The 19,705-nt window shown below is 58.8% G+C and carries 16 protein-coding genes; 9 read left to right on the top strand and 7 right to left on the bottom strand.

Annotated features, from left to right (window positions below; genetic code table 11):
• Window positions 1–20 precede the first annotated feature (20 nt).
• Complete coding sequence (locus J2W17_RS29680; RefSeq protein ID WP_307343411.1) at window positions 21–464, top strand: response regulator; 444 nt, start codon at window positions 21–23, stop codon at window positions 462–464.
• 404 nt (window positions 465–868) lie between these two features.
• Entirely contained in the window at window positions 869–1,777 is a 909-nt protein-coding gene (locus tag J2W17_RS29685; protein WP_307343414.1) for an EamA family transporter, read from the top strand.
• Between the two features lie 75 nt (window positions 1,778–1,852).
• Here J2W17_RS29685 and J2W17_RS29690 read toward each other — a convergent pair whose 3' ends face one another.
• Window positions 1,853–4,030, bottom strand: coding sequence for a malate synthase G (locus J2W17_RS29690; protein WP_307343417.1), 2,178 nt, complete (start codon window positions 4,028–4,030; stop codon window positions 1,853–1,855).
• A 544-nt stretch (window positions 4,031–4,574) separates the two neighbouring features.
• On the opposite strand from J2W17_RS29690, the gene J2W17_RS29695 reads away from it, so the two are divergent.
• Window positions 4,575–5,093 (top strand): glycine cleavage system protein R, encoded by a 519-nt coding sequence (locus tag J2W17_RS29695; RefSeq protein ID WP_307343420.1) that lies wholly within the window; start codon window positions 4,575–4,577, stop codon window positions 5,091–5,093.
• Window positions 5,094–5,307: 214 nt separating this feature from the next.
• Here J2W17_RS29695 and rarD read toward each other — a convergent pair whose 3' ends face one another.
• The 6 genes from rarD to J2W17_RS29725 form a co-directional block, all read right to left on the bottom strand.
• The gene (rarD, locus tag J2W17_RS29700) at window positions 5,308–6,195 is read right to left on the bottom strand and encodes an EamA family transporter RarD (RefSeq protein WP_307343424.1); all 888 of its coding nucleotides are present in this window, start codon (window positions 6,193–6,195) and stop codon (window positions 5,308–5,310) included.
• Between the two features lie 212 nt (window positions 6,196–6,407).
• On the bottom strand, window positions 6,408–7,382 hold the full coding sequence (locus J2W17_RS29705; RefSeq protein WP_307343427.1) for a serine/threonine protein kinase: 975 nt from the start codon (window positions 7,380–7,382) through the stop codon (window positions 6,408–6,410).
• Between the two features lie 205 nt (window positions 7,383–7,587).
• Window positions 7,588–9,489, bottom strand: coding sequence for a PhoX family protein (locus J2W17_RS29710; RefSeq protein ID WP_307343430.1), 1,902 nt, complete (start codon window positions 9,487–9,489; stop codon window positions 7,588–7,590).
• Between the two features lie 58 nt (window positions 9,490–9,547).
• Complete coding sequence (locus tag J2W17_RS29715; protein ID WP_307343433.1) at window positions 9,548–10,312, bottom strand: TOBE domain-containing protein; 765 nt, start codon at window positions 10,310–10,312, stop codon at window positions 9,548–9,550.
• Window positions 10,313–10,421: 109 nt separating this feature from the next.
• Window positions 10,422–11,726: a hypothetical protein gene (locus J2W17_RS29720; protein ID WP_307343436.1), complete on the bottom strand. Its 1,305-nt coding sequence runs from the start codon at window positions 11,724–11,726 to the stop codon at window positions 10,422–10,424.
• A gap of 251 nt (window positions 11,727–11,977) precedes the next feature.
• A complete protein-coding gene (locus J2W17_RS29725) occupies window positions 11,978–12,712 on the bottom strand; it encodes a ComF family protein (protein ID WP_307343439.1) in 735 nt (244 codons plus the stop codon).
• Window positions 12,713–12,804: 92 nt separating this feature from the next.
• Here J2W17_RS29725 and bioB point away from each other — a divergent pair, with 92 nt between their 5' ends.
• From bioB to J2W17_RS29755, 6 genes are all read left to right on the top strand, one after another.
• Complete coding sequence (gene bioB, locus J2W17_RS29730) at window positions 12,805–13,860, top strand: biotin synthase BioB (protein WP_307343442.1); 1,056 nt, start codon at window positions 12,805–12,807, stop codon at window positions 13,858–13,860.
• A 174-nt stretch (window positions 13,861–14,034) separates the two neighbouring features.
• Complete coding sequence (gene bioF / locus J2W17_RS29735; RefSeq protein WP_307343444.1) at window positions 14,035–15,213, top strand: 8-amino-7-oxononanoate synthase; 1,179 nt, start codon at window positions 14,035–14,037, stop codon at window positions 15,211–15,213.
• Window positions 15,206–15,937: an alpha/beta fold hydrolase gene (locus tag J2W17_RS29740; protein ID WP_307343447.1), complete on the top strand. Its 732-nt coding sequence runs from the start codon at window positions 15,206–15,208 to the stop codon at window positions 15,935–15,937. The genes bioF and J2W17_RS29740 overlap by 8 nt, the downstream gene beginning before the upstream one ends.
• Window positions 15,930–16,742: a malonyl-ACP O-methyltransferase BioC gene (bioC, locus tag J2W17_RS29745; protein WP_307343449.1), complete on the top strand. Its 813-nt coding sequence runs from the start codon at window positions 15,930–15,932 to the stop codon at window positions 16,740–16,742. Before J2W17_RS29740 ends, bioC begins: the two co-directional genes overlap by 8 nt.
• On the top strand, window positions 16,739–17,419 hold the full coding sequence (gene bioD, locus J2W17_RS29750; protein ID WP_307343452.1) for a dethiobiotin synthase: 681 nt from the start codon (window positions 16,739–16,741) through the stop codon (window positions 17,417–17,419). Before bioC ends, bioD begins: the two co-directional genes overlap by 4 nt.
• Before the next feature lie 330 nt (window positions 17,420–17,749).
• Window positions 17,750–19,555: a phenylacyl-CoA dehydrogenase gene (locus J2W17_RS29755; protein ID WP_307343456.1), complete on the top strand. Its 1,806-nt coding sequence runs from the start codon at window positions 17,750–17,752 to the stop codon at window positions 19,553–19,555.
• Window positions 19,556–19,705 lie beyond the last annotated feature (150 nt).

Genomic DNA, 19,705 nt, shown 5'->3' on the forward strand with positions numbered 1-19,705 from the left:
TTCGAACTGTAGAGTAAGCCATGTCCGACCACGATATTTTGAGTGACGCCGAGCGCGAGGCGTTGAGTGCGGTCATGCTCGAACCTGACTTGCCGCCGCAGCGGGTGCTGATCGTTGACGACGATAAAGACGCCCGTGAGCTGTTGTCAGAGATTCTGGGTCTGGATGGCATTCGGTGCATGACCGCAGCCAGTGGGGAAACGGCACTCAAGATGTTGAGCGAAAAGCCGTCGATCGGCCTGGTGATCACTGATTTGCGAATGGGACATGTCGATGGCCTGGACTTGATCCGCCAGGTGCGTGAATCGGTACGGGCGGCCATGCCGTTCATCATCGTCTCCGGCGATGCCGACGTGAAAGACGCGATTGCCGCCATGCATTTGAGTGTGGTGGATTTTCTCCTCAAGCCTGTCGACACCGGAGTTTTACTTGCACTGGTAAAGCGTGAATTGGGAATTGAATAAATGATTTTCGAAAGGGTCGATGGTCCGAATACCGGTATGACTGTATGCGAATGTGTTGGCTTGTAATAAATATTGTCTGTTGTGGAGTTTCGCTGTAATAAGATCTTTCGGTTTTGCTCAAGAAATGTTAGTTCACAAATAACTGATACTGGTCGCTTAAGTTTAAGTTATCTTTTTTGGACCTGAAGCGTAGGGGCGTTGGTTAACCGCCCGTTCGTTAATACAAGGTCTGCCAGCACCCCCCCAGTTCCAGGCAAATACCCAGCGGCGCCAGCAAGCGCTCGCTGATGGCACTCGTGAATTCAACATTCGGACTGCTCCTGCCGGCGGTCCTGCCGTGTGGATAGGCCTTGGTTTGGATGGGGGCGTGCGCTTTAAAACCATCATCACAATGAAGAAACAACATGATAAAAATGGACTTTCGCGACCTTCTCCTGGTTATCGCGGTAACCGTCATGTGGGGCAGTAACTTCTCCGTTATCGATATCAGTCTCGATGGGATCGATCCGTTTATGCTGACTGCATTGCGGTTTACGTTTTGTGCATTGCCCTTGGTGTTCTTTATCAAGAAACCTGAAAATGTGAGCTCCAGTGTCATCGCCTTGTACGGATTGTTGTTTGGTGTCGGAATGTGTTGGTTGATGAACTACGGCATGTATCTGGGCGTCAGTGCAGGCGTGACGTCCTTGCTGTTGCAATTCAGTGCCTTTTTTACCGTTATATGGGGTGTGGTGCTTTTCGGGGAAAAAATATCGGCGATACACGTGACGGGCATTTTATTTGCCTTGGTGGGCCTGCTGTTCATTATCCATGTGACCGAGGGGAGTGCCGAAAACAAGGGTTTGCTCCTGGTGCTGCTGGCAGCATTGTGCTGGAGCCTCTGTAACGTGCTGATCAAGAAATGCAAGGTGCGCGATATTTTTTCCTTTGTCGTATGGTCGAGCCTGTACGCAACGCCGCCGTTGTACTTGATGACTTACTGGGTCAAGGGGGCCGCACCTTTCCAGGCATTGATCACGGACTTCAAGGCTCCGGTGCTGCTATCCATTCTGTTCCAGGCGTATGTGGCGACGGTTTTCGGTTATTGGGCGTGGAACCGGTTGATCAAAAAGTATCCGGCCAGTCAGGTTGCCCCATTGTCGGTGATCGTTCCCATCTCCGGCATCCTGACCTCGTGGTATGTGCTCGACGAACCCATTAGTAACGAAAAGCTGTTCGCCCTCGTGCTCACGATCCTTGGGCTTGCCTTGTTCATGAACGCTTCGAAAATAGCGAGTTACATCGCGGCAAACGCCTTACGCAACAAATTGTGATTTCACATGTGCAGGAGCTGAAACGACAATCCCCCGGGCTTTTAACTCCGAGGGATTGCTGTCCATAGGTGGGCTTTACAGAGCGTTTCTCGCCTTGAACTCACGGCGACGACGGTGCAGGACCGGCTCGGTGTAACCGTTCGGTTGCTTTGTGCCTTCCACTACCAGTTCGACCGCCGCCTGGAAGGCGACGTTGCTGTCGAAATCCGGTGCCAGTGGACGGTACAGCGGGTCATTGGCGTTCTGGCGGTCAACCACCGGGGCCATGCGCTTGAGGCTTTCCATCACCTGCTCTTCAGTGACGATGCCATGACGCAGCCAGTTGGCGATGTGCTGGCTGGAAATACGCAGCGTCGCACGGTCTTCCATCAGGCCGATGTCGTTGATGTCCGGCACCTTCGAACAACCCACGCCCTGGTCGATCCAGCGCACCACGTAACCAAGAATGCCCTGGGCGTTGTTGTCCAGTTCGTTCCTGATCTGTTCCACGGTCCAGCTCGGATTCACCGCCAGCGGGATGGTCAGGATGTCGTCGACCGACGCGCGGGCACGTTTGGCCAGTTCGGCCTGGCGGGCGAACACATCGACCTTGTGGTAATGCAGGGCGTGCAATGCCGCGGCGGTGGGCGAGGGTACCCAGGCGGTATTGGCGCCGGCCAGCGGGTGGGCGATTTTCTGTTCGAGCATCGCCGCCATCAGGTCGGGCATGGCCCACATGCCTTTACCGATCTGCGCGCGGCCTTGCAGGCCAGTGCTCAAGCCAATATCGACGTTCCAGTTTTCGTAGGCGCCAATCCACTTCTCAGCCTTCATGTCTGCCTTGCGCACCATCGGGCCGGCTTCCATGGAGGTGTGGATTTCATCGCCGGTGCGATCGAGGAAGCCGGTGTTGATGAACACCACGCGCTCGCTGGCTGCCTTGATGCAGGCCTTGAGGTTGACCGTGGTCCGGCGCTCCTCGTCCATGATCCCGACTTTCAGGGTGTTGCGCGGCAGTTCGAGCACGTCTTCGATGCGACCGAACAGTTCATTGGTGAACGCCGCTTCCTCCGGACCGTGCATCTTCGGCTTCACGATGTAGACCGAGCCGGTGCGGCTGTTCTTGCGCGAGTTGTTGCCATTGAGGCTGTGGATGGCCGCCAGGCTGGTCACCAGACCGTCGAGGATGCCTTCCGGTACTTCGTTGCCGTCTTTATCGAGGATCGCGTCGATGGTCATCAGGTGACCGACGTTACGCACGAACAACAGCGAACGACCGTGCAGGCTCAGCTCCTGGCCGTCGATGCCGGTGTAGCGGCGATCGGCGTTCATGGTGCGGGTAAAGGTCTGACCGCCCTTGGAGACTTCTTCCGACAGATCGCCCTTCATCAGGCCGAGCCAGTTGCGGTAGATCACCACTTTGTCGTCGGCATCGACGGCGGCGACCGAGTCTTCGCAGTCCATGATGGTCGTCAGCGCAGCTTCCATCAGGATGTCTTTGACACCGGCCGGGTCGGTTTGGCCGACCGGGGTGCTGGCGTCGACCTGGATTTCGAAATGCAGACCATTGTTCTTCAGCAGGATCGCGGTAGGGGCGCTGACATCGCCGTGGGAACCGATCAACTGCGCATCGTCGCGCAAGCCGGTGTTGCTGCCGCCTTTAAGGGCGACCACCAGTTTGCCGTCGACGATTTTGTAGCCTGTGGAGTCGACGTGGGAGCCGGCCGCCAGGGGGGCGGCTTCGTCGAGAAAGGCGCGGGCGAAGGCGATGACCTTGTCGCCGCGAACCTTGTTGTAGCCTTTGCCTTTTTCCGCGCCGTCAGCTTCGCTGATGGCATCGGTGCCATAGAGCGCGTCATATAGCGAACCCCAGCGGGCATTCGAAGCATTCAGGGCGAAGCGGGCGTTCATCACCGGCACCACCAGCTGTGGACCGGCCATGCGGGCGATTTCGTCATCGACGTTTTGCGTCGTTGCCTGGAAATCGGCCGCTTCTGGCAGCAGATAACCGATGTCTTGCAAAAAGGCTTTATAGGCCACGGCGTCGTGCGCCTGGCCGGCACGCGTTTGGTGCCAGCCATCGATACGAGCCTGGAAATCATCGCGTTTGGCGAGTAGGGCTTTGTTCTTCGGTGCCAGGTCATGAATGACCTTGTCGGCGCCGGCCCAGAACTTATCGGCGGTGAGGCCGGTACCGGGAATGGCTTCGTTGTTCACGAAGTCGAACAGGACTTTGGCGACCTGCAGGCCACCGACTTGAACGTGTTCAGTCATTGCTTGCCTCACTCTGCTCAGCTATTTCGCTTTTCAGCTCTTCAATTTTGACAATGAAGCCTCTGGCCATTTAAACCACAAACCCGTCTACCAGTACATGCCATCGCGGGCGGCTGGGTTTGGACCAATCAACGGCTTGGGGCCTTGCTGACGGGGCTTTCAGGGTTGCGACGGCGCTTGGGCAGACATCGATCCAAGGTTATGTAGTGCACGCTGCGGCATACTACATGATGAATTGCGCTTGTGAAAATTAGACTAATTACGTCGATCTGCGACCCTATGACGCATTGCGGTCAGGTCGGGGAACGGGATGTTCTCAAAAAACCAATAGATTGTTCCAGTTAAATATCAAAACTTGTACACGATTTTCTGTTCGGCGGCATCGGCGGCGCCTGCCTTCGCGAGCAAGTCAGCTCCCACAGGTCCGGCGCAATCCTTGTGGGAGAGGGCTTGCTCGCGAAGGCGTCAGACGACTCAACACAGAATCGCCGCTTGCCTATACTTGCTCTTCTATAACAAAAGTCATGACAAAGAGGGCTGCGCCATGGACCATCTCGTACTCACCGTATTCGCTCCGGACAAGCCTGGGCAGGTCGAGCGCATTGCCCAGTGCATTGCCGAGCACGGCGGAAACTGGCTGGAAAGCCGAATGTCGCGCATGGCGGGGCAGTTCGCCGGGATTCTTCGGGTGGGCGTGCCAGCCGAGGCCTACGACGAACTGGTCGATGCCCTTCAGAAGTTATCCTCCCATGGCATACGGGTGCTGATCGCCGAAAGTGGCATCGAACAATCCTGCACCTGGAAACCGATTGCGATGGAGCTGGTGGGCAATGATCGACCGGGGATCGTCCGTGACATTACCCGTTTGCTGAGCGAACAGGGGGTGAACCTCGAACGGCTGGTGACCGAAGTACGCCCGGCACCGATGAGCAGCGAGCCACTGTTCCACGCCGAAGCGATTCTTGCGGTGCCGTTGACGCTGTCCCTGGACGTATTGCAGTCGCGCCTGGAAACCCTGGCCGACGATCTGATGGTGGAATTGGTACTGCGCAGCGACCCTTGAAAGGTTATCCAGTTTAAACGTGCACCTGCCTGTGGATAACCTGTAGAGACAGCCCGCCAGGCCACGCCGACCGGGCTTCTTCAGGACCTGATCAAAAAACCAGCAGTTTCAACAAGTTACGCACAAATGGCGGGTATCACGCTGTGGATAACCTTGGGAAGGATCGACGCAGGCCACGAATGACGTGGCCTGTGAAGATTTGTGCGTTTTTTGATCAGTCGCGCCGACGCAAACTTATCCACGCATCGACGCTGTAGACGGCCAGACCGGCCCAGATAAAGATGAACGCCAGCAGTGTGCTCGAGGACAGGTGTTCACCAAACAGCAGGACGGCTTGCAATAGCACCAGCGTTGGCGCCAGGTACTGCAGAAATCCGAGCGTCGTGTAGGGCAAATGCCGTGCGGCGGCGTTGAAACATACGAGTGGAACCAATGTCACCGGCCCGGCTGCAACTAGCCACCAGGCTTCGGAAGTGGTCCAGAACTCAGGCTGAGCGCTTATAGCCGTCTGATTGAAAAGCAGCCAGGCAATGGCAATCGGCACCAGCATCCAGGTTTCCACCACCAGGCCGGGCAGCGCCTTGACTGGCGCTTGTTTGCGGATCAGCCCGTAGAAGCCGAATGTCAGCGCCAACACCAGCGACACCCACGGCAGGCTGCCGACCTGCCACACCTGTTGCGCCACGCCAGCCGCCGCCAAAGCCACCGCCAGCCACTGCATGCGCCGTAGCCGTTCGCCGAGGATCAGCATGCCCAGGAGCACATTCACCAACGGGTTGATGTAGTACCCGAGACTGGCTTCGAGCATGCGGCCGTTGTTCACTGACCAGACATAGGTCAGCCAGTTCGCTGCGATCAGCGTGCCGCTCAGGGCCAGGATCGCCAGGCGTTTCGGGTTGTCCCGCAGCTCGCGCCACCAGCCCGGATGCTTCCAGACCATCAGCAGCAAGGCGCCGAACAGGGCGGACCAGAGCACGCGGTGAATGACGATTTCCACCGCGGGCACGCTGGCGATGGCTTTGAAGTAGAGCGGGAACAAACCCCAGGTGATGTAGGCACTCAGGCCCAGAATGTACCCGCGACGCGGGTTGGCGGCTTGCATGCAGAGTCCTTGCTTAGGCAGCTAACAAAGAGGGGATTGTAAGGAGATTTGTCTACGGATGTCCTGCCAGATTAGGTTGAGCAATTGTGAACACCTTGTAGGAGCGAGCTTGCTCGCGATGGTCGTTAACGATAACGCGTGTTTACTGTTAAACGCGGCGCTCTCGAGTGCATCGCGAGCAAGCTCGCTCCTACAGGGGGGAATGCGCTGAATCAGAAGAGTTTCAGGGGTTCTTCGTTGAGTGCCGCAAGTTGCTCACGCAACGCCAACACCTGGTCCCCCCAATACCGTTCGCTGCCGAACCACGGAAAGCTGTGGGGGAACGCCGGGTCGTCCCAGCGGCGGGCAAGCCAGGCGCTGTAGTGCATCAGGCGCAGGGCACGCAGCGGTTCGATCAGCGCCAATTCCCGCGGGTCGAAGTCGTGGAACTCGTTGTAGCCGTCCATCAATTCCGCCAACTGGCCAAGACATTCCTGGCGGTCGCCGGCGAGCATCATCCAGATGTCCTGCACCGCCGGGCCCATCCGGCAGTCATCGAGGTCAACGATGTGGAACATCTCGTCGCGACACATCATGTTGCCAGGGTGGCAATCGCCATGCATGCGGATGTTCTGGTGCGGCGTCGTTTTGTAGACCTCTTCCACCCGCTTGAGCAGGTCGCGGGCCACAGACTCGTAGGCCGGCAGCAGGCTCTTGGGTACGAAGTTGCCTTCGAGCAATGTCGTCAGTGAGTCGTGACCGAAGTTTTTCACGCCGAGTGCTTCACGGTGTTCGAACGGCTTGGTCGCGCCCACGGCGTGCAAACGACCAAGCAGTTGGCCGAGGCGATACAGCTGATCGAGATTGCCCGGCTCCGGCGCGCGGCCGCCACGGCGCGGGAACAGGGTGAAACGAAAACCGTTGTGTTCGTGCAGGCTGGCACCGTTGTGAATCATCGGCGCGACCACTGGTACGTCGCACTCGGCGAGCTCAAAGGTGAATTGGTGCTCTTCGAGAATCGCTTCGTTGGTCCAGCGTTGCGGGCGATAGAACTTGGCGATCAGCGGTTCGGAGTCTTCGATACCGACCTGATAGACACGGTTTTCGTAGCTGTTGAGCGCCAGGATGCGTGCGTCGCTGAGAAAGCCGATGCTTTCGACAGCATCGAGCACGAGGTCTGGGGTGAGGGTTGCAAACGGGTGGGCCATGCTGACTCCTGCGCGCAGCAGGCTGCCGCGTCCGGCCAGACATGGTAGCGCAGACGGGGTGTCTTTAGGGGTTGGGCTTGAGATGAGTGTTGTCTGGGCTGACGCCTTCGCGAGCAAGCTCGCTCCCACAGGGGGCTGCGGTGTGCACAGGATTTGCGACACAGCAGATCCTTGTGGGAGCGGGCTTGCTCGCGAAGAGGGCCTATCAGGCGCCGACGATCCCGCCATCTTCCCGGGAGATCGCCATCACCGAAGACCGCGGCTTCCCGTTCGGCAAATGCTCAGGGAACGTCGACCCACCGTTTTCTCCCGGATGCTGAATCCCCACGAACAGGGTCTTCTGATCCGGCGAAAAGCTGATCCCCGTCACCTCGCAACCCACCGGCCCGACCATGAAACGACGAATCTCCCCGGTCGCCGGGTCGGCACACAGCATCTGGTTGTTGCCCATGCCGGCAAAATCACCCGCATTGCTCGAATCACCATCCGTCAGAATCCACAGCCGCCCGGCATCGTCGAAGCCCAGCCCATCCGGGCTGTTGAACATGTTCTGCGGCGTGATGTTCGATGAGCCGCCCTTCGGCGTGCCGGCATGTACGCCCGGATTGCCGGCCACCACGAACAAGTCCCAGGAGACGGTGTTGGCGCCATGATCGTCATGGTCGGTGCGCCAGCGCAGGATCTGGCCATAGACATTTTTCTCACGGGGGTTCGGCCCGCCCACCGGTTGGCCGTCTTCGCCGCGCTTGGCGTTGTTGGTGAGGGTACAGTAGACCTGGCCATCCTTGGGGCTGACGACGATCCATTCCGGGCGGTCCATGCGCGTGGCTTTCACCACGCTGGCGGCGAGGCGCGCGTGGATCAGCACCTCGGCCTGATCGGCAAAGCCGCTGCCGGCATCGATGCCGTTTTTGCCATGGGTCAGTTCAATCCATTCGCCCTGGCCCTTGGGGTGATCGGCATTGCCGTCGCCTGCGTCGAAGCGCGCCACGTACAAAGTGCCGTGGTCCAGCAGGTCGCGGTTGGCCCTGGGGTCCTGGTGGTTGATCTTGTCCCGGCTGACGAATTTGTAGATGAACTCGCCACGCTCGTCGTCGCCCATGTACACCACGGCATGACCGTCTCTGGTTTCGGCCAAGGCAGCGTTTTCATGCTTGAAGCGGCCCAGCGCCGTACGTTTGACCGGCGTCGATTGCGGATCGAAGGGGTCGATTTCCACCACCCAGCCATGACGATTGAGCTCGTTCGGGTTCTTCGCCAGGTCGAAACGCTCGTCATGCTGATGCCAGTTGATCTCTTTGCTGGCCGCCACCGCACCATAGCGTTTCTGCGCGGCATCGAATTTCTGTTCGGCATTGCTGCTGCCAAAGCAATCGGTGAAGTTCTCTTCGCAGGTCAGATAGGTGCCCCACGGCGTCTTGCCATTGGCGCAGTTCTGGAAGGTGCCGAGGACGTGCTTGCCCTGGGGATCGGCGCTGGTTTTCAACAGATCATGACCGGCGGCCGGGCCGCTCAGGCTGATCGGCGCGTTACCGTGAATGCGCCGGTTGTAGCGCGAACCCTGGACAAAGTGCCACTGGCCATCCTTGCGCTGTACCTCGATCACCGACACGCCTTCGCAGGCCAGTGCCTTGCGCACATCGTCAGCCGATTGCGGCATGCCGCCGTGGGGGTAGAGGTAGCGGTAGTTGGTGTACTCGTTGTTGATCGCCATCAACGCCCGGTCTTGCTCCCCGGGAAACTCGAACAGGCTCATGCCGTCGTTGTTGTCACCGAACTGGGTTTCCTGTTGCTCGGCGGTGCCGTTGCCGCTGGGGTCGAACGCCGGACCGTCCTTTTGCAACGGCTGGCCCCAGCTGATCAACACCGAGGATTTGTAGCCGGGCGGCAGGCTGATGGTGTCGCTGGTGGCAGCGGGGATACTGTCGAAGCCCAACAGTTTGCTGGTGCCCGCACTGACGCTGGCGGCGAGCACGCTACGGCTCAGCAGATTGCCGCCGAGGAACATCGCGGCACCGCACAAGGCGCCGGCGCTGATAAAGCCACGACGGCTGAGGCCGACCATTTTTTCGAGGTCGGTGGACTGGTTTTCTTCCAATAGGCTCACATCAGGCTCCCTGCGGGTTTTTGCAGCCACCTTAAAGAGCGATCGTGACACTAATGTTTCAGAGCGGTGTACCAAGCAAAACGTTGGATGGCGCGAACTGCACCCGCACCGCTTTATCCGTGGCGAGGCCCAAGGCCCGCAAGTGCGCCGGTTCGGCCAGCGCACACAGGGTCTGGCCATTGGGCAAGCCGATGCGTACTTCGCTGGGCCCGTCTTCGGCATTGAGGGTTTCTTCGATGATGCCGGTCAGGTCATTGTGTCCTGGCCTTACTGCCTCGTGGATGTCGAGCAGATCGAGCCAGCCGGCCTTGATCAGCGCCACCACTTCAGTGCCGTTCTCCAGCTCCAGGCGAAGGGTACTGTCGTGGGTGATCTGCGCATCGATGGTCAAGCCTGCGGCCAGTTCCAGGCGAATCAGATCGTTGCGCCCCTGGCTTTCAATCGCCACGACCTTGCCATGCAATTGATTGCGCGCGCTGGTCCGCAGCATCAGTCGGCCGAGCAGGTCGAGGTCGCTGGCCTCTTCGGCAGCTTCCAGCACCTGAGCCTGCAGCGCTTGCAGCTTTTGATACAGGCGCAACACACGCTCGCCTTCGCTGGACAATCTGGCGCCCCCGCCGCCCTTGCCGCCGACACTGCGCTCCACCAGCGGTTTTTGCGCCAGGTTGTTCAGTTCGTCGATGGCATCCCATGCCGCTTTGTAACTCAGGCCTGCGCTTTTTGCGGCTCGGGTGATCGAGCCCTGTTCGGCGATGTGTTGCAGCAAGGCAATGCGCTGCGGGCGGCGGACGATGTGCTGGGTCAGCAGTGTCGGAAGGGGCATGGAGCGGTCTTTTTAATGGATGGCGGTGGCGTCGAGTGTAAGGGAAATCCACTTGGCGCGAGGCCTGCCGGCGCACCGCTGATGGGAGGCCGCTTGCCCTCTTGAGGTATCACCGGGGTGCAGGCTCCGTTGCCGACAAGGCGCGAATGGACTTTTCGTCACGCCGGTGAACGAAATAAATCCGTGCATTCAACAATAGAAAACCGGCACCTGCCGCTGCACTTTGAAGCAGCAAGAACGTCTCGAGACCTGCAGAATTGAATTGAAGGCTATAGAGGGTCGGCGTCAAAATCAGCAGCATGATTGCATTGATCGACAACTGCGGAATAAAGGTCTCGCCCCGGGCTCGAAGGTGGGCAATGGCCAGCGACAGCAATGAACTGCAAGTGAGGAATATCAATAACGTGAAATAAAGCTTCATGGTGTAATCGGTGATGGACCCTCCGACGGCAAGAAATACATAGTCGGCACAGAAATACAGAATGCCGCCGCTTAGTATCATCATCCCGATTATCCAACTCAGTCCGGCCCGATAGCATTGTGCGGACTGTTTAACCTGTCGACTGACTTCAAGGCTGTGAATCTGGGTGAAGGCGAGCGAGGGAATGATGAGCAGTCCAATCACTGTCATGAATACGGATAGCTGAGCGACGAGCTGTGTATCGATTCGCGCCAGCCTTTCCGTCAGCAGATAAAAATACACTTTTTGCCCGCTCAACCCTGCGGCGATTGGAAGGCCTGTGCCAAAGAAATAGCGACACACTTTTTTTGCCGATTTTAGAGAGTAATAACGTTGGTCTTTGGTTAGCTTGATTAGATACAGTAAAGTAAGAAGTTCAGTGCCTGTAAAATAGGACATTGCATAGTATTTGAAATGGTCGCTGCTGATGACTGCAAAAAGTATCGCTAGCACAATGCAGCCAAATAAAGTGATGGCTGTTTTTGCCTTTGCGCAGCTTGAGGCCTGTCCGGTAGCTTCCAGAAAAAGCTGTAAATAAGTATTGATCACCAGCAACGGAGTACAGGCTATGTAGATAAGCACAAGCGTCCAGAAAGCATCTCTGTCCAAATCCTGGAGTCCGTCTGCTTTGCTGATAAAATAGGTCGCTGAAAAACACGCCAAATACGTTACTGCTGCAATGATCAGTGCAAGGGTAAAACCGCCGCTAAATACGTCACGTTGCGCCACAGGGTTGTGCGCTAGAGAAGCTGCTCTATTACCGATAGTGGCCAGTATTAAAGAGAAAAACGCTGATATTATCGATGCGGCAGCTAGCACGTAAGAAAAAACAGGTAAATCCACAGCGCTTTTATGAGCCATCAGCACGAAAACGGTTGAAATTCCAATCGCGGGCGTTAAGCGACCTAGCGTGAACGCCGGCAGTGATTTCCTGACTACCTCGCTATAACTCACGCTCGTAGCTCCAGATGCGAGTGTCCGGTATGTGTTGATGCCAGATTTCGTCAACGTCGAGCATCGACGAAATCAACGGGAATTTATCAAGAAGTTGCCGTGCTGATGTTAGGTGGTCACTTTTTGAATGCAATGTCTTTCCGGAAAAACAGTAATTGATTACATATTTTTCTCCATGCAATGTAGGAAAAATCTGAAGCATGAAATATCAGAGTTTAAAAAACGCCTCAGCATCGAATACCACATGATGATCAATCCCCTGGTTTCGCCGTCCGCGCCAGGCAATACACATCGACCCGTCGCGCGCCTGCCTCGATCAACAGGCGGGAGATAGCGTCGGCGGTGGAGGCGGTGGTAAGTACGTCATCGATAAGTGCGACACGGCGGCCTTTTACCTGCTCTGCGTTGAGCAGGGTGAATGCGCTGCGCAAGTTGTGCTTCCGAGCCTTGGCGTTCAAGCCTTGCTGAGCGGGGGTTTCCTTGATTCTTTTTAATAATTGCTCGTTGACCGGCAGATCCAAGGACGTGCCCAACCAGTGAGCCAACATGGCCGCCTGGTTATAGCCACGCTGACGCAGGCGTTTTTTGGCCAGAGGCACGGGTAGCAGGCAGTCGGGGCGCGGCAAGCCTTCGTCGAAGCGGTGCTGCAGGAATTGCCCAAGCAGTTGCGCCAACAGGCGTCCCATAGGCCAATTGCTCTGGTGTTTGAAGCGCACTACCAGGCTATCGACCGGAAAGTCGTAAAGCCATGGCACCAGGACCTCGCTAAATGCTGGTGGGTGCATGGAGCACTGGGCGCAGCTAAGGCCTGACGTTGGCAAGGGCAGGGAGCAAGTCTGGCATTGGTCGCCGAGCCAAGGCAGTTCAGTCTCACAGGCAATGCAGATAGGCGTCGCATCATCGGATGCTTCGCCGCATAGCAAACAGGATTGTTTGTTTTTTAACCAGATGTAAACCGGTCCATCGTATTGTGGTTGACAGCGCATAAGTCTTCCTTAAATATGCCGAACATCCGTATCGCGTCTGTGGGTATTCCATCCCGCAGTCGCTTGCCAAGCATAAAACAAAGGAAACGCCCATGAGCGCCAGCACCACTGCAAACCTGCGTCATGACTGGTCTTTGGCTGAAGTCAAAGCACTCTTCGTTCAGCCATTCAATGACCTGTTGTTCCAGGCGCAGACGGTGCACCGCGCGCATTTCGACGCTAACCGGGTTCAGGTTTCGACACTGCTGTCGATCAAAACCGGTGCCTGCCCGGAAGATTGCAAATATTGTCCGCAGTCCGGTCACTACAACACCGGTCTGGAAAAAGAAAAACTGATGGAGGTGCAGAAGGTCCTCGAAGAGGCCGCTCGCGCCAAGGCCATCGGTTCGACCCGTTTCTGCATGGGCGCTGCCTGGAAACATCCGTCGGCCAAAGACATGCCGTACGTGCTGGAAATGGTCAAGGGCGTGAAAGCCATGGGCCTGGAAACCTGCATGACCCTGGGTCGCCTGGATCAGGACCAGACCGAAGCGCTGGCCCAGGCTGGCCTCGACTACTACAACCACAACCTCGACACCTCGCCGGAATTCTACGGCAGCATCATTACCACCCGTACCTACAGCGAGCGCCTGCAAACCCTGGCCTACGTGCGTGAATCGGGGATGAAGATCTGCTCCGGCGGCATCCTCGGCATGGGTGAGTCGCTGGACGATCGCGCCAACCTGCTGATCCAGCTGGCCAACCTGCCGGAGCATCCGGAGTCGGTCCCGATCAACATGCTGGTAAAGGTTGCCGGCACGCCGCTGGAAAATGCCGACGATATCGACCCGTTCGACTTCATCCGCATGCTCGCCGTCGCCCGTATCCTGATGCCGCAATCCCACGTGCGCCTGTCCGCTGGCCGCGAAGCCATGAACGAGCAGATGCAGGCCCTGGCGTTCTTCGCTGGAGCCAACTCGATTTTCTACGGCGAGAAGCTGCTGACCACCGCCAACCCGCAGGCCGACAAGGACATGCAACTGTTCTCGCGCCTGGGCATCCTGCCGGAAGCGCGTGAAGAACATGCCGACGAAGTGCATCAGGCGGCGATCGAGCAGGCTTTGGTTGAGCAGAAGAGCAGCGAGCAGTTCTACAACGCGGTTGTCTGACCACACAACGATACTTCTGATTGAAATGCAAAACCCTGTGGGAGCGAGCTTGCTCGCGATGACGGAGTGACATTCAACATTGATGTTGATTGAGCCGCCGCTATCGCGAGCAAGCTCGCTCCCACAGGAGATAGTGCAATTTTCGCATTCTGTGATTTGACACCCGAGGCCTGCATGTCTTTCGATCTCGCCGCACGCCTTGCTGCACGTCGTGCCGAAAACCTTTATCGCCATCGCCCCCTGCTCGACAGCCCTCAAGGCCCGGAAGTGGTGGTCGATGGGCAGCCGTTGCTGGCGTTCTGTAACAACGATTACCTGGGCCTGGCCAGTCATCCGCAAGTGATCGAAGCCTGGCGCGCCGGTGCGACCCGTTGGGGCGTTGGCGGCGGGGCATCGCACCTGGTGATCGGTCACAGCAGCCCGCATCACGCGCTGGAAGAAGCGCTGGCCGACCTGACCGGTCGCCCCCGTGCGCTGTTATTCACCACCGGCTACATGGCCAACCTTGGCGCCGTCACCGCATTGGTGGGGCAGGGCGATACGGTGCTTGAAGACCGCCTCAATCACGCCTCCTTGCTGGACGCGGGCCTGCTGTCCGGTGCGCGCTTCAATCGCTATTTGCATAACGACGCAACGAGTCTGGCCAATCGTCTCGAGAAGGCCATCGGTAACACCCTGGTAGTCACCGACGGCGTGTTCAGCATGGACGGCGACATCGCCGACCTGCCGGCGCTGGCCCGGGAAGCCAAGGCCAAAGGCGCGTGGCTGATGGTCGATGACGCCCACGGTTTTGGTCCGCTGGGCGCCCATGGCGGCGGGATCGTCGAGCATTTCGGCCTGAGCCAGGATGACGTGCCGGTACTGGTCGGCACCCTCGGCAAAGCGTTCGGCACCGCAGGTGCTTTCGTGGCCGGCAGTGACGAGCTGATCGAGACGCTGATCCAGTTCGCCCGTCCGTACATCTACACCACCAGCCAGCCACCGGCCCTGGCCTGCGCGACCTTGAAAAGCCTGGAGCTGCTGCGCAGTGAGCACTGGCGACGTGAGCATCTGAACACGCTGATCCGCCAGTTCCGCCAGGGTGCCGAGCAGATTGGCCTGGAATTGATGGACAGCTTCACGCCGATCCAGCCGATCATGATCGGCGATGCCGGGCGTGCGGTTCGACTGTCGCAGATGCTGCGCGAACGCGGGCTGATGGTGACGGCGATTCGTCCACCGACCGTACCCGCCGGCAGCGCCCGACTGCGCGTGACCCTGAGCGCTGCACACAGCGAGGGGCAAGTGCAGCTATTGTTGAATGGATTGGCCGATTGTTTTCAACGACTGGGACCGGAGCCAAGCCATGCGTGATCGTCTGATTCTGCTGCCCGGCTGGGGCCTCGGGATTTCACCGCTGGAGCCATTGGCTGCGGCATTGCAGGGGCTGGATGAACACCTGCGGGTCGAGATCGAACCCTTGCCGGAACTGGAGTCGAGCGATCTTGAAGAATGGCTCGATGAGCTGGATTCCACTGTGCCTCAGGACGCCTGGCTCGGTGGCTGGTCCCTTGGCGGTATGCTCGCTTCCGAATTGGCGGCCCGACGTGGCGATCGTTGCTGCGGCTTGCTGACCCTGGCGAGCAATCCTTCCTTTGTCGCCCATGAGCAATGGCCGAGCGCGATGCCCGGCGAGGCCTTCGACGCGTTCCTGGCCGGCTGCAAGGCTGATCCGCGCATGACCTTGAAACGTTTTTCGTTGCTTTGCGCCCAAGGCTCTGCGGACCCACGCGGATTATCGAGGCTGTTGCTCGGTGCCGCGCCGCACACCACGGCATCGGTATCGATCAACGGTCTGCAAGTGCTCGCGCAACTGGATACCCGTCAAGCGCTACAAACATTCCGCGGCCCGCAGTTGCACCTGTTCGCCGGCCTCGACGGGCTGGTTCCGGCCGAAGCCGCGCAAGACCTGCTGAAGTTGCTGCCGGATGTCGAAATCGGCCTGATTGAACGGGCCGGTCACGCGTTTCTTCTGGAAGACCCCCACGGTGTGGCTGGGGCAATCCAGGCCTTTTTGCATGAGTTCAGTGATGACTGATTTATCCCTTCCCGACCTGCCCGGCGGTTTGCCTGACAAGCGCCAGGTAGCGGCCTCTTTTTCCCGCGCAGCGGCGAGTTATGACAGCGTTGCCGAATTACAACGCGATGTCGGCAGCCAGTTGATGGACTGCTTGCCGGCAGATTTCGTACCGGGTCGGTGGCTGGACCTGGGGTGCGGCACCGGGCACTTCAGTCGAGCGTTGAACGACCGTTTTCCCGCCAGCCACGGCGTGGCGCTGGACATCGCCGAAGGCATGCTCGATCACGCCCGGCCATTGGGCGGTGCCACGCATTTCATCGCCGGGGATGCCGAACGCCTGCCACTGCAGGCCTCGACCTGCGATTTGATCTTCTCCAGCCTGGCGGTGCAGTGGTGCGCCGACTTCGCCTCGGTACTCAGTGAGGCGCATCGAGTGCTGAGACCTGGCGGAATTTTCGCATTTGCTAGTCTGTGCGTGGGGACGTTGTACGAACTGCGAGACAGTTGGCGTGAGGTGGACGGCATGGTGCACGTCAATCGCTTCCGTGAGTTCGGGGTTTATCAACAGCTTTGCGCGGGCAGCGGATTGACCGTCGCGCAGCTGCAAACCCGGCCCCATGTGCTGCATTACCCGGATGTGCGCAGCCTGACCCATGAACTCAAGGCGCTGGGTGCGCACAACCTGAACCCCGGTCGGCCGGGCGGTTTGACTGGCAGGGCGCGAATCCTCGGCTTGATCGAGGCCTATGAGCAGTTTCGCCAGGCCAAAGGTCTGCCGGCGACTTATCAAGTGGTGTACGCCGTTTTGGAGAAACCCGTATGAGTGCAGCCTATTTCATCACCGGCACTGACACCGATATCGGCAAGACCACCGTTGCCGCCGGCCTGCTGCACGCCGCGCGGTTGGCGGGCTTGAGCACGGCGGCGGGCAAGCCGGTGGCCTCTGGCTGCGATGTCACGCCCAAGGGCTTGCGCAATGCCGACGCACTGGCGCTGATGGCGCAGTGCTCTTTGCCCTTGACCTATGCACAGGTCAATCCGATGGCGTTCGAACCGGCGATCGCGCCGCATCTCGCGGCGCGGGAGGCTGGCGTGGCGTTGACCGTGCAATCACTGTTGGCGCCGATGCGGCAGCTTCTCGACCTGCAAGCTGACTTCACCCTGATCGAAGGCGCTGGCGGCTGGCGCGTGCCCCTGGCGGATCAGGACAACCTGTCGGATCTGGCGATGGCGCTGGACCTGCCGGTGATTCTGGTGGTCGGCGTGCGCCTGGGTTGCATCAATCATGCGCTGCTGACGGCCGAGGCGATTGCGCGGGACGGGCTGCAATTGGCGGGATGGGTGGCCAATATCATCGATTCGAAAACCGCGCGCGTGGAGGAGAACCTGGCGACACTCGCCGAGCGAATCCCGGCGCCATGCCTTGGACGCGTGCCGAAACTAAAAATGGTGACGGCCGAAGCGGTGGCCGAGCATCTGCAGTTGGATCTGCTGGACTAGGCTGCGCCTCGCTGCCACCTGGCTGCCACCTGGCCGAATCCACCTGGCCAAATCCACCTGGCCAAATCCACCTGCCCACGCCGCGATCGATCGCGGCGTTTTTCTGCGTAAGTCCTTATCCCTCAACTAATCTTTCCCCATGACCAATGGAATCCATCGACGCCGTTGCGTGGCTGCACGCCCGCCATTCCCATGGTGTGATGACGAACGGCAAATGATCGGCGCTTGACAAGGTTTGGTGGTAAACGTATGTTTCAAACAACTGTTTGACCGTCACAACACATCAATGCGGTCGTTCATTCCCGGTTACATCAGCAGAGGTTTATCGCTATGCCTGACTACAAGGCCCCCTTGCGTGATATTCGCTTCGTTCGTGACGAACTGCTCGGCTACGAAGCGCACTATCAGAGCCTTCCGGCTTGTGCAGACGCAACTCCGGACATGGTTGACGCCATTCTCGAAGAAGGCGCCAAGTTTTGTGAGCAGGTACTGGCTCCGCTGAACCGCGTGGGTGACACCGAAGGCTGCATCTGGAGCGAGTCCGGCGTTAAAACCCCGACCGGTTTCAAGGAAGCCTACAAGCAATTCGTCGAAGGCGGCTGGCCAAGCCTGGCTCACGACGTCGAGCACGGCGGTCAAGGGTTGCCGGAGTCCCTGGGCCTGGCGGTCAGCGAAATGGTCGGCGAGGCCAACTGGTCGTGGGGCATGTACCCGGGCCTGTCCCATGGCGCGATGAACACCATTTCCGAGCACGGTACGCCTGAGCAACAAGAGGCCTACCTGACCAAACTGGTGTCCGGCGAATGGACCGGCACCATGTGCCTCACCGAACCGCACTGCGGCACCGACCTGGGCATGCTGCGTACCAAGGCCGACCCTCAGGCCGACGGTTCCTACAAAGTCTCCGGCACCAAGATCTTCATCTCGGCCGGTGAACACGACATGGCCGACAACATCGTCCACATCGTGTTGGCACGTCTGCCGGATGCACCGGCTGGCACCAAAGGCATTTCCCTGTTCATCGTTCCGAAATTCCTGCCGAATACAGACGGCTCGCTCGGCGCCCGTAACGCCGTGACCTGTGGTTCCCTGGAACACAAGATGGGCATCCACGGCAACGCCACTTGCGTGATGAACTTCGACGCGGCCACCGGTTACCTCATCGGCCCGGCGAACAAAGGCCTGAACTGCATGTTCACCTTCATGAACACCGCACGCCTGGGCACCGCGCTGCAAGGTCTGGCGCATGCCGAGATCGGTTTCCAGGGGGGCCTTAAATATGCTCGCGACCGTCTGCAAATGCGCTCCCTGACGGGCCCGAAAGCGCCGGAAAAAGCCGCTGACCCGATCATCGTGCACCCGGATGTACGTCGCATGCTGTTGACCATGAAGGCGTTCGCCGAAGGTAACCGTGCGATGGTTTACTTCACCGCCAAGCAAGTCGACATCGTCAAATACGGCGTGGACGAAGAAGAGAAGAAAAAAGCCGACGCACTGCTGGCGTTCATGACGCCGATCGCCAAGGCCTTCATGACTGAAGTCGGTTTCGAGTCCGCCAACCACGGCGTGCAAATTTACGGCGGCCACGGCTTCATCGCCGAGTGGGGCATGGAGCAGAACGTTCGCGACAGCCGCATATCGATGCTGTACGAAGGCACCACCGGCATCCAGGCGCTCGACCTGCTGGGCCGCAAAGTGCTGATGACCCAAGGCGAAGCCCTGAAGGGCTTCACCAAGATCGTCCACAAGTTCTGCCAGACCAACGAAGGCAACGAGGCGGTCAAAGAGTTCGTCGAGCCACTGGCTGCGCTGAACAAAGAGTGGGGCGAGCTGACCATGAAGGTCGGTATGGCCGCCATGAAAGACCGCGAAGAAGTCGGCGCGGCGTCGGTGGACTACCTGATGTACTCCGGTTACGCCTGCCTGGCTTATTTCTGGGCGGACATGGCGCGCCTGGCCGCTGAAAAACTGGCTGCGGGCACCTCGGAAGAGGCGTTCTACACCGCCAAGCTGCAGACCGCACGCTTCTACTTCCAGCGCATCCTGCCGCGTACCCGCACTCACGTGGCAACCATGCTGTCGGGCGCCGGCAACCTGATGGACATGAAAGAGGAAGACTTCGCACTGGGCTACTAAGCCTCACGCGCTTCTTCACAAGGCCGCTGCTTCTTCGGGAGCAGCGGCCTTTTTTTGGTGCGCCCAGCATGGGCGCAATCTTGTGGGTGAAAGTCCCGCCGTAAGCTGGCCACAGCGAACGAAGTGAAGCGCAACTGCATGAGGGTGACC

Source organism: Pseudomonas lini (genome assembly GCF_030812475.1).
GTDB classification, from domain to species: Bacteria; Pseudomonadota; Gammaproteobacteria; order Pseudomonadales; family Pseudomonadaceae; genus Aquipseudomonas; species Aquipseudomonas lini_A.

What these genes read in the sequence shown, in the direction of transcription:
- J2W17_RS29680 (WP_307343411.1), top strand. Translation starts at nt 21, where the DNA reads ATGTCCGACCACGATATTTTGAGTGACGCCGAGCGCGAGGCGTTGAGT.
- J2W17_RS29685 (WP_307343414.1), top strand. Translation starts at nt 869, where the DNA reads ATGATAAAAATGGACTTTCGCGACCTTCTCCTGGTTATCGCGGTAACC.
- J2W17_RS29690 (WP_307343417.1), bottom strand. Translation starts at nt 4,030, where the DNA reads ATGACTGAACACGTTCAAGTCGGTGGCCTGCAGGTCGCCAAAGTCCTG.
- J2W17_RS29695 (WP_307343420.1), top strand. Translation starts at nt 4,575, where the DNA reads ATGGACCATCTCGTACTCACCGTATTCGCTCCGGACAAGCCTGGGCAG.
- rarD (WP_307343424.1), bottom strand. Translation starts at nt 6,195, where the DNA reads ATGCAAGCCGCCAACCCGCGTCGCGGGTACATTCTGGGCCTGAGTGCC.
- J2W17_RS29705 (WP_307343427.1), bottom strand. Translation starts at nt 7,382, where the DNA reads ATGGCCCACCCGTTTGCAACCCTCACCCCAGACCTCGTGCTCGATGCT.
- J2W17_RS29715 (WP_307343433.1), bottom strand. Translation starts at nt 10,312, where the DNA reads ATGCCCCTTCCGACACTGCTGACCCAGCACATCGTCCGCCGCCCGCAG.
- J2W17_RS29725 (WP_307343439.1), bottom strand. Translation starts at nt 12,712, where the DNA reads ATGCGCTGTCAACCACAATACGATGGACCGGTTTACATCTGGTTAAAA.
- bioB (WP_307343442.1), top strand. Translation starts at nt 12,805, where the DNA reads ATGAGCGCCAGCACCACTGCAAACCTGCGTCATGACTGGTCTTTGGCT.
- bioF (WP_307343444.1), top strand. Translation starts at nt 14,035, where the DNA reads ATGTCTTTCGATCTCGCCGCACGCCTTGCTGCACGTCGTGCCGAAAAC.
- J2W17_RS29740 (WP_307343447.1), top strand. Translation starts at nt 15,206, where the DNA reads ATGCGTGATCGTCTGATTCTGCTGCCCGGCTGGGGCCTCGGGATTTCA.
- bioC (WP_307343449.1), top strand. Translation starts at nt 15,930, where the DNA reads ATGACTGATTTATCCCTTCCCGACCTGCCCGGCGGTTTGCCTGACAAG.
- bioD (WP_307343452.1), top strand. Translation starts at nt 16,739, where the DNA reads ATGAGTGCAGCCTATTTCATCACCGGCACTGACACCGATATCGGCAAG.
- J2W17_RS29755 (WP_307343456.1), top strand. Translation starts at nt 17,750, where the DNA reads ATGCCTGACTACAAGGCCCCCTTGCGTGATATTCGCTTCGTTCGTGAC.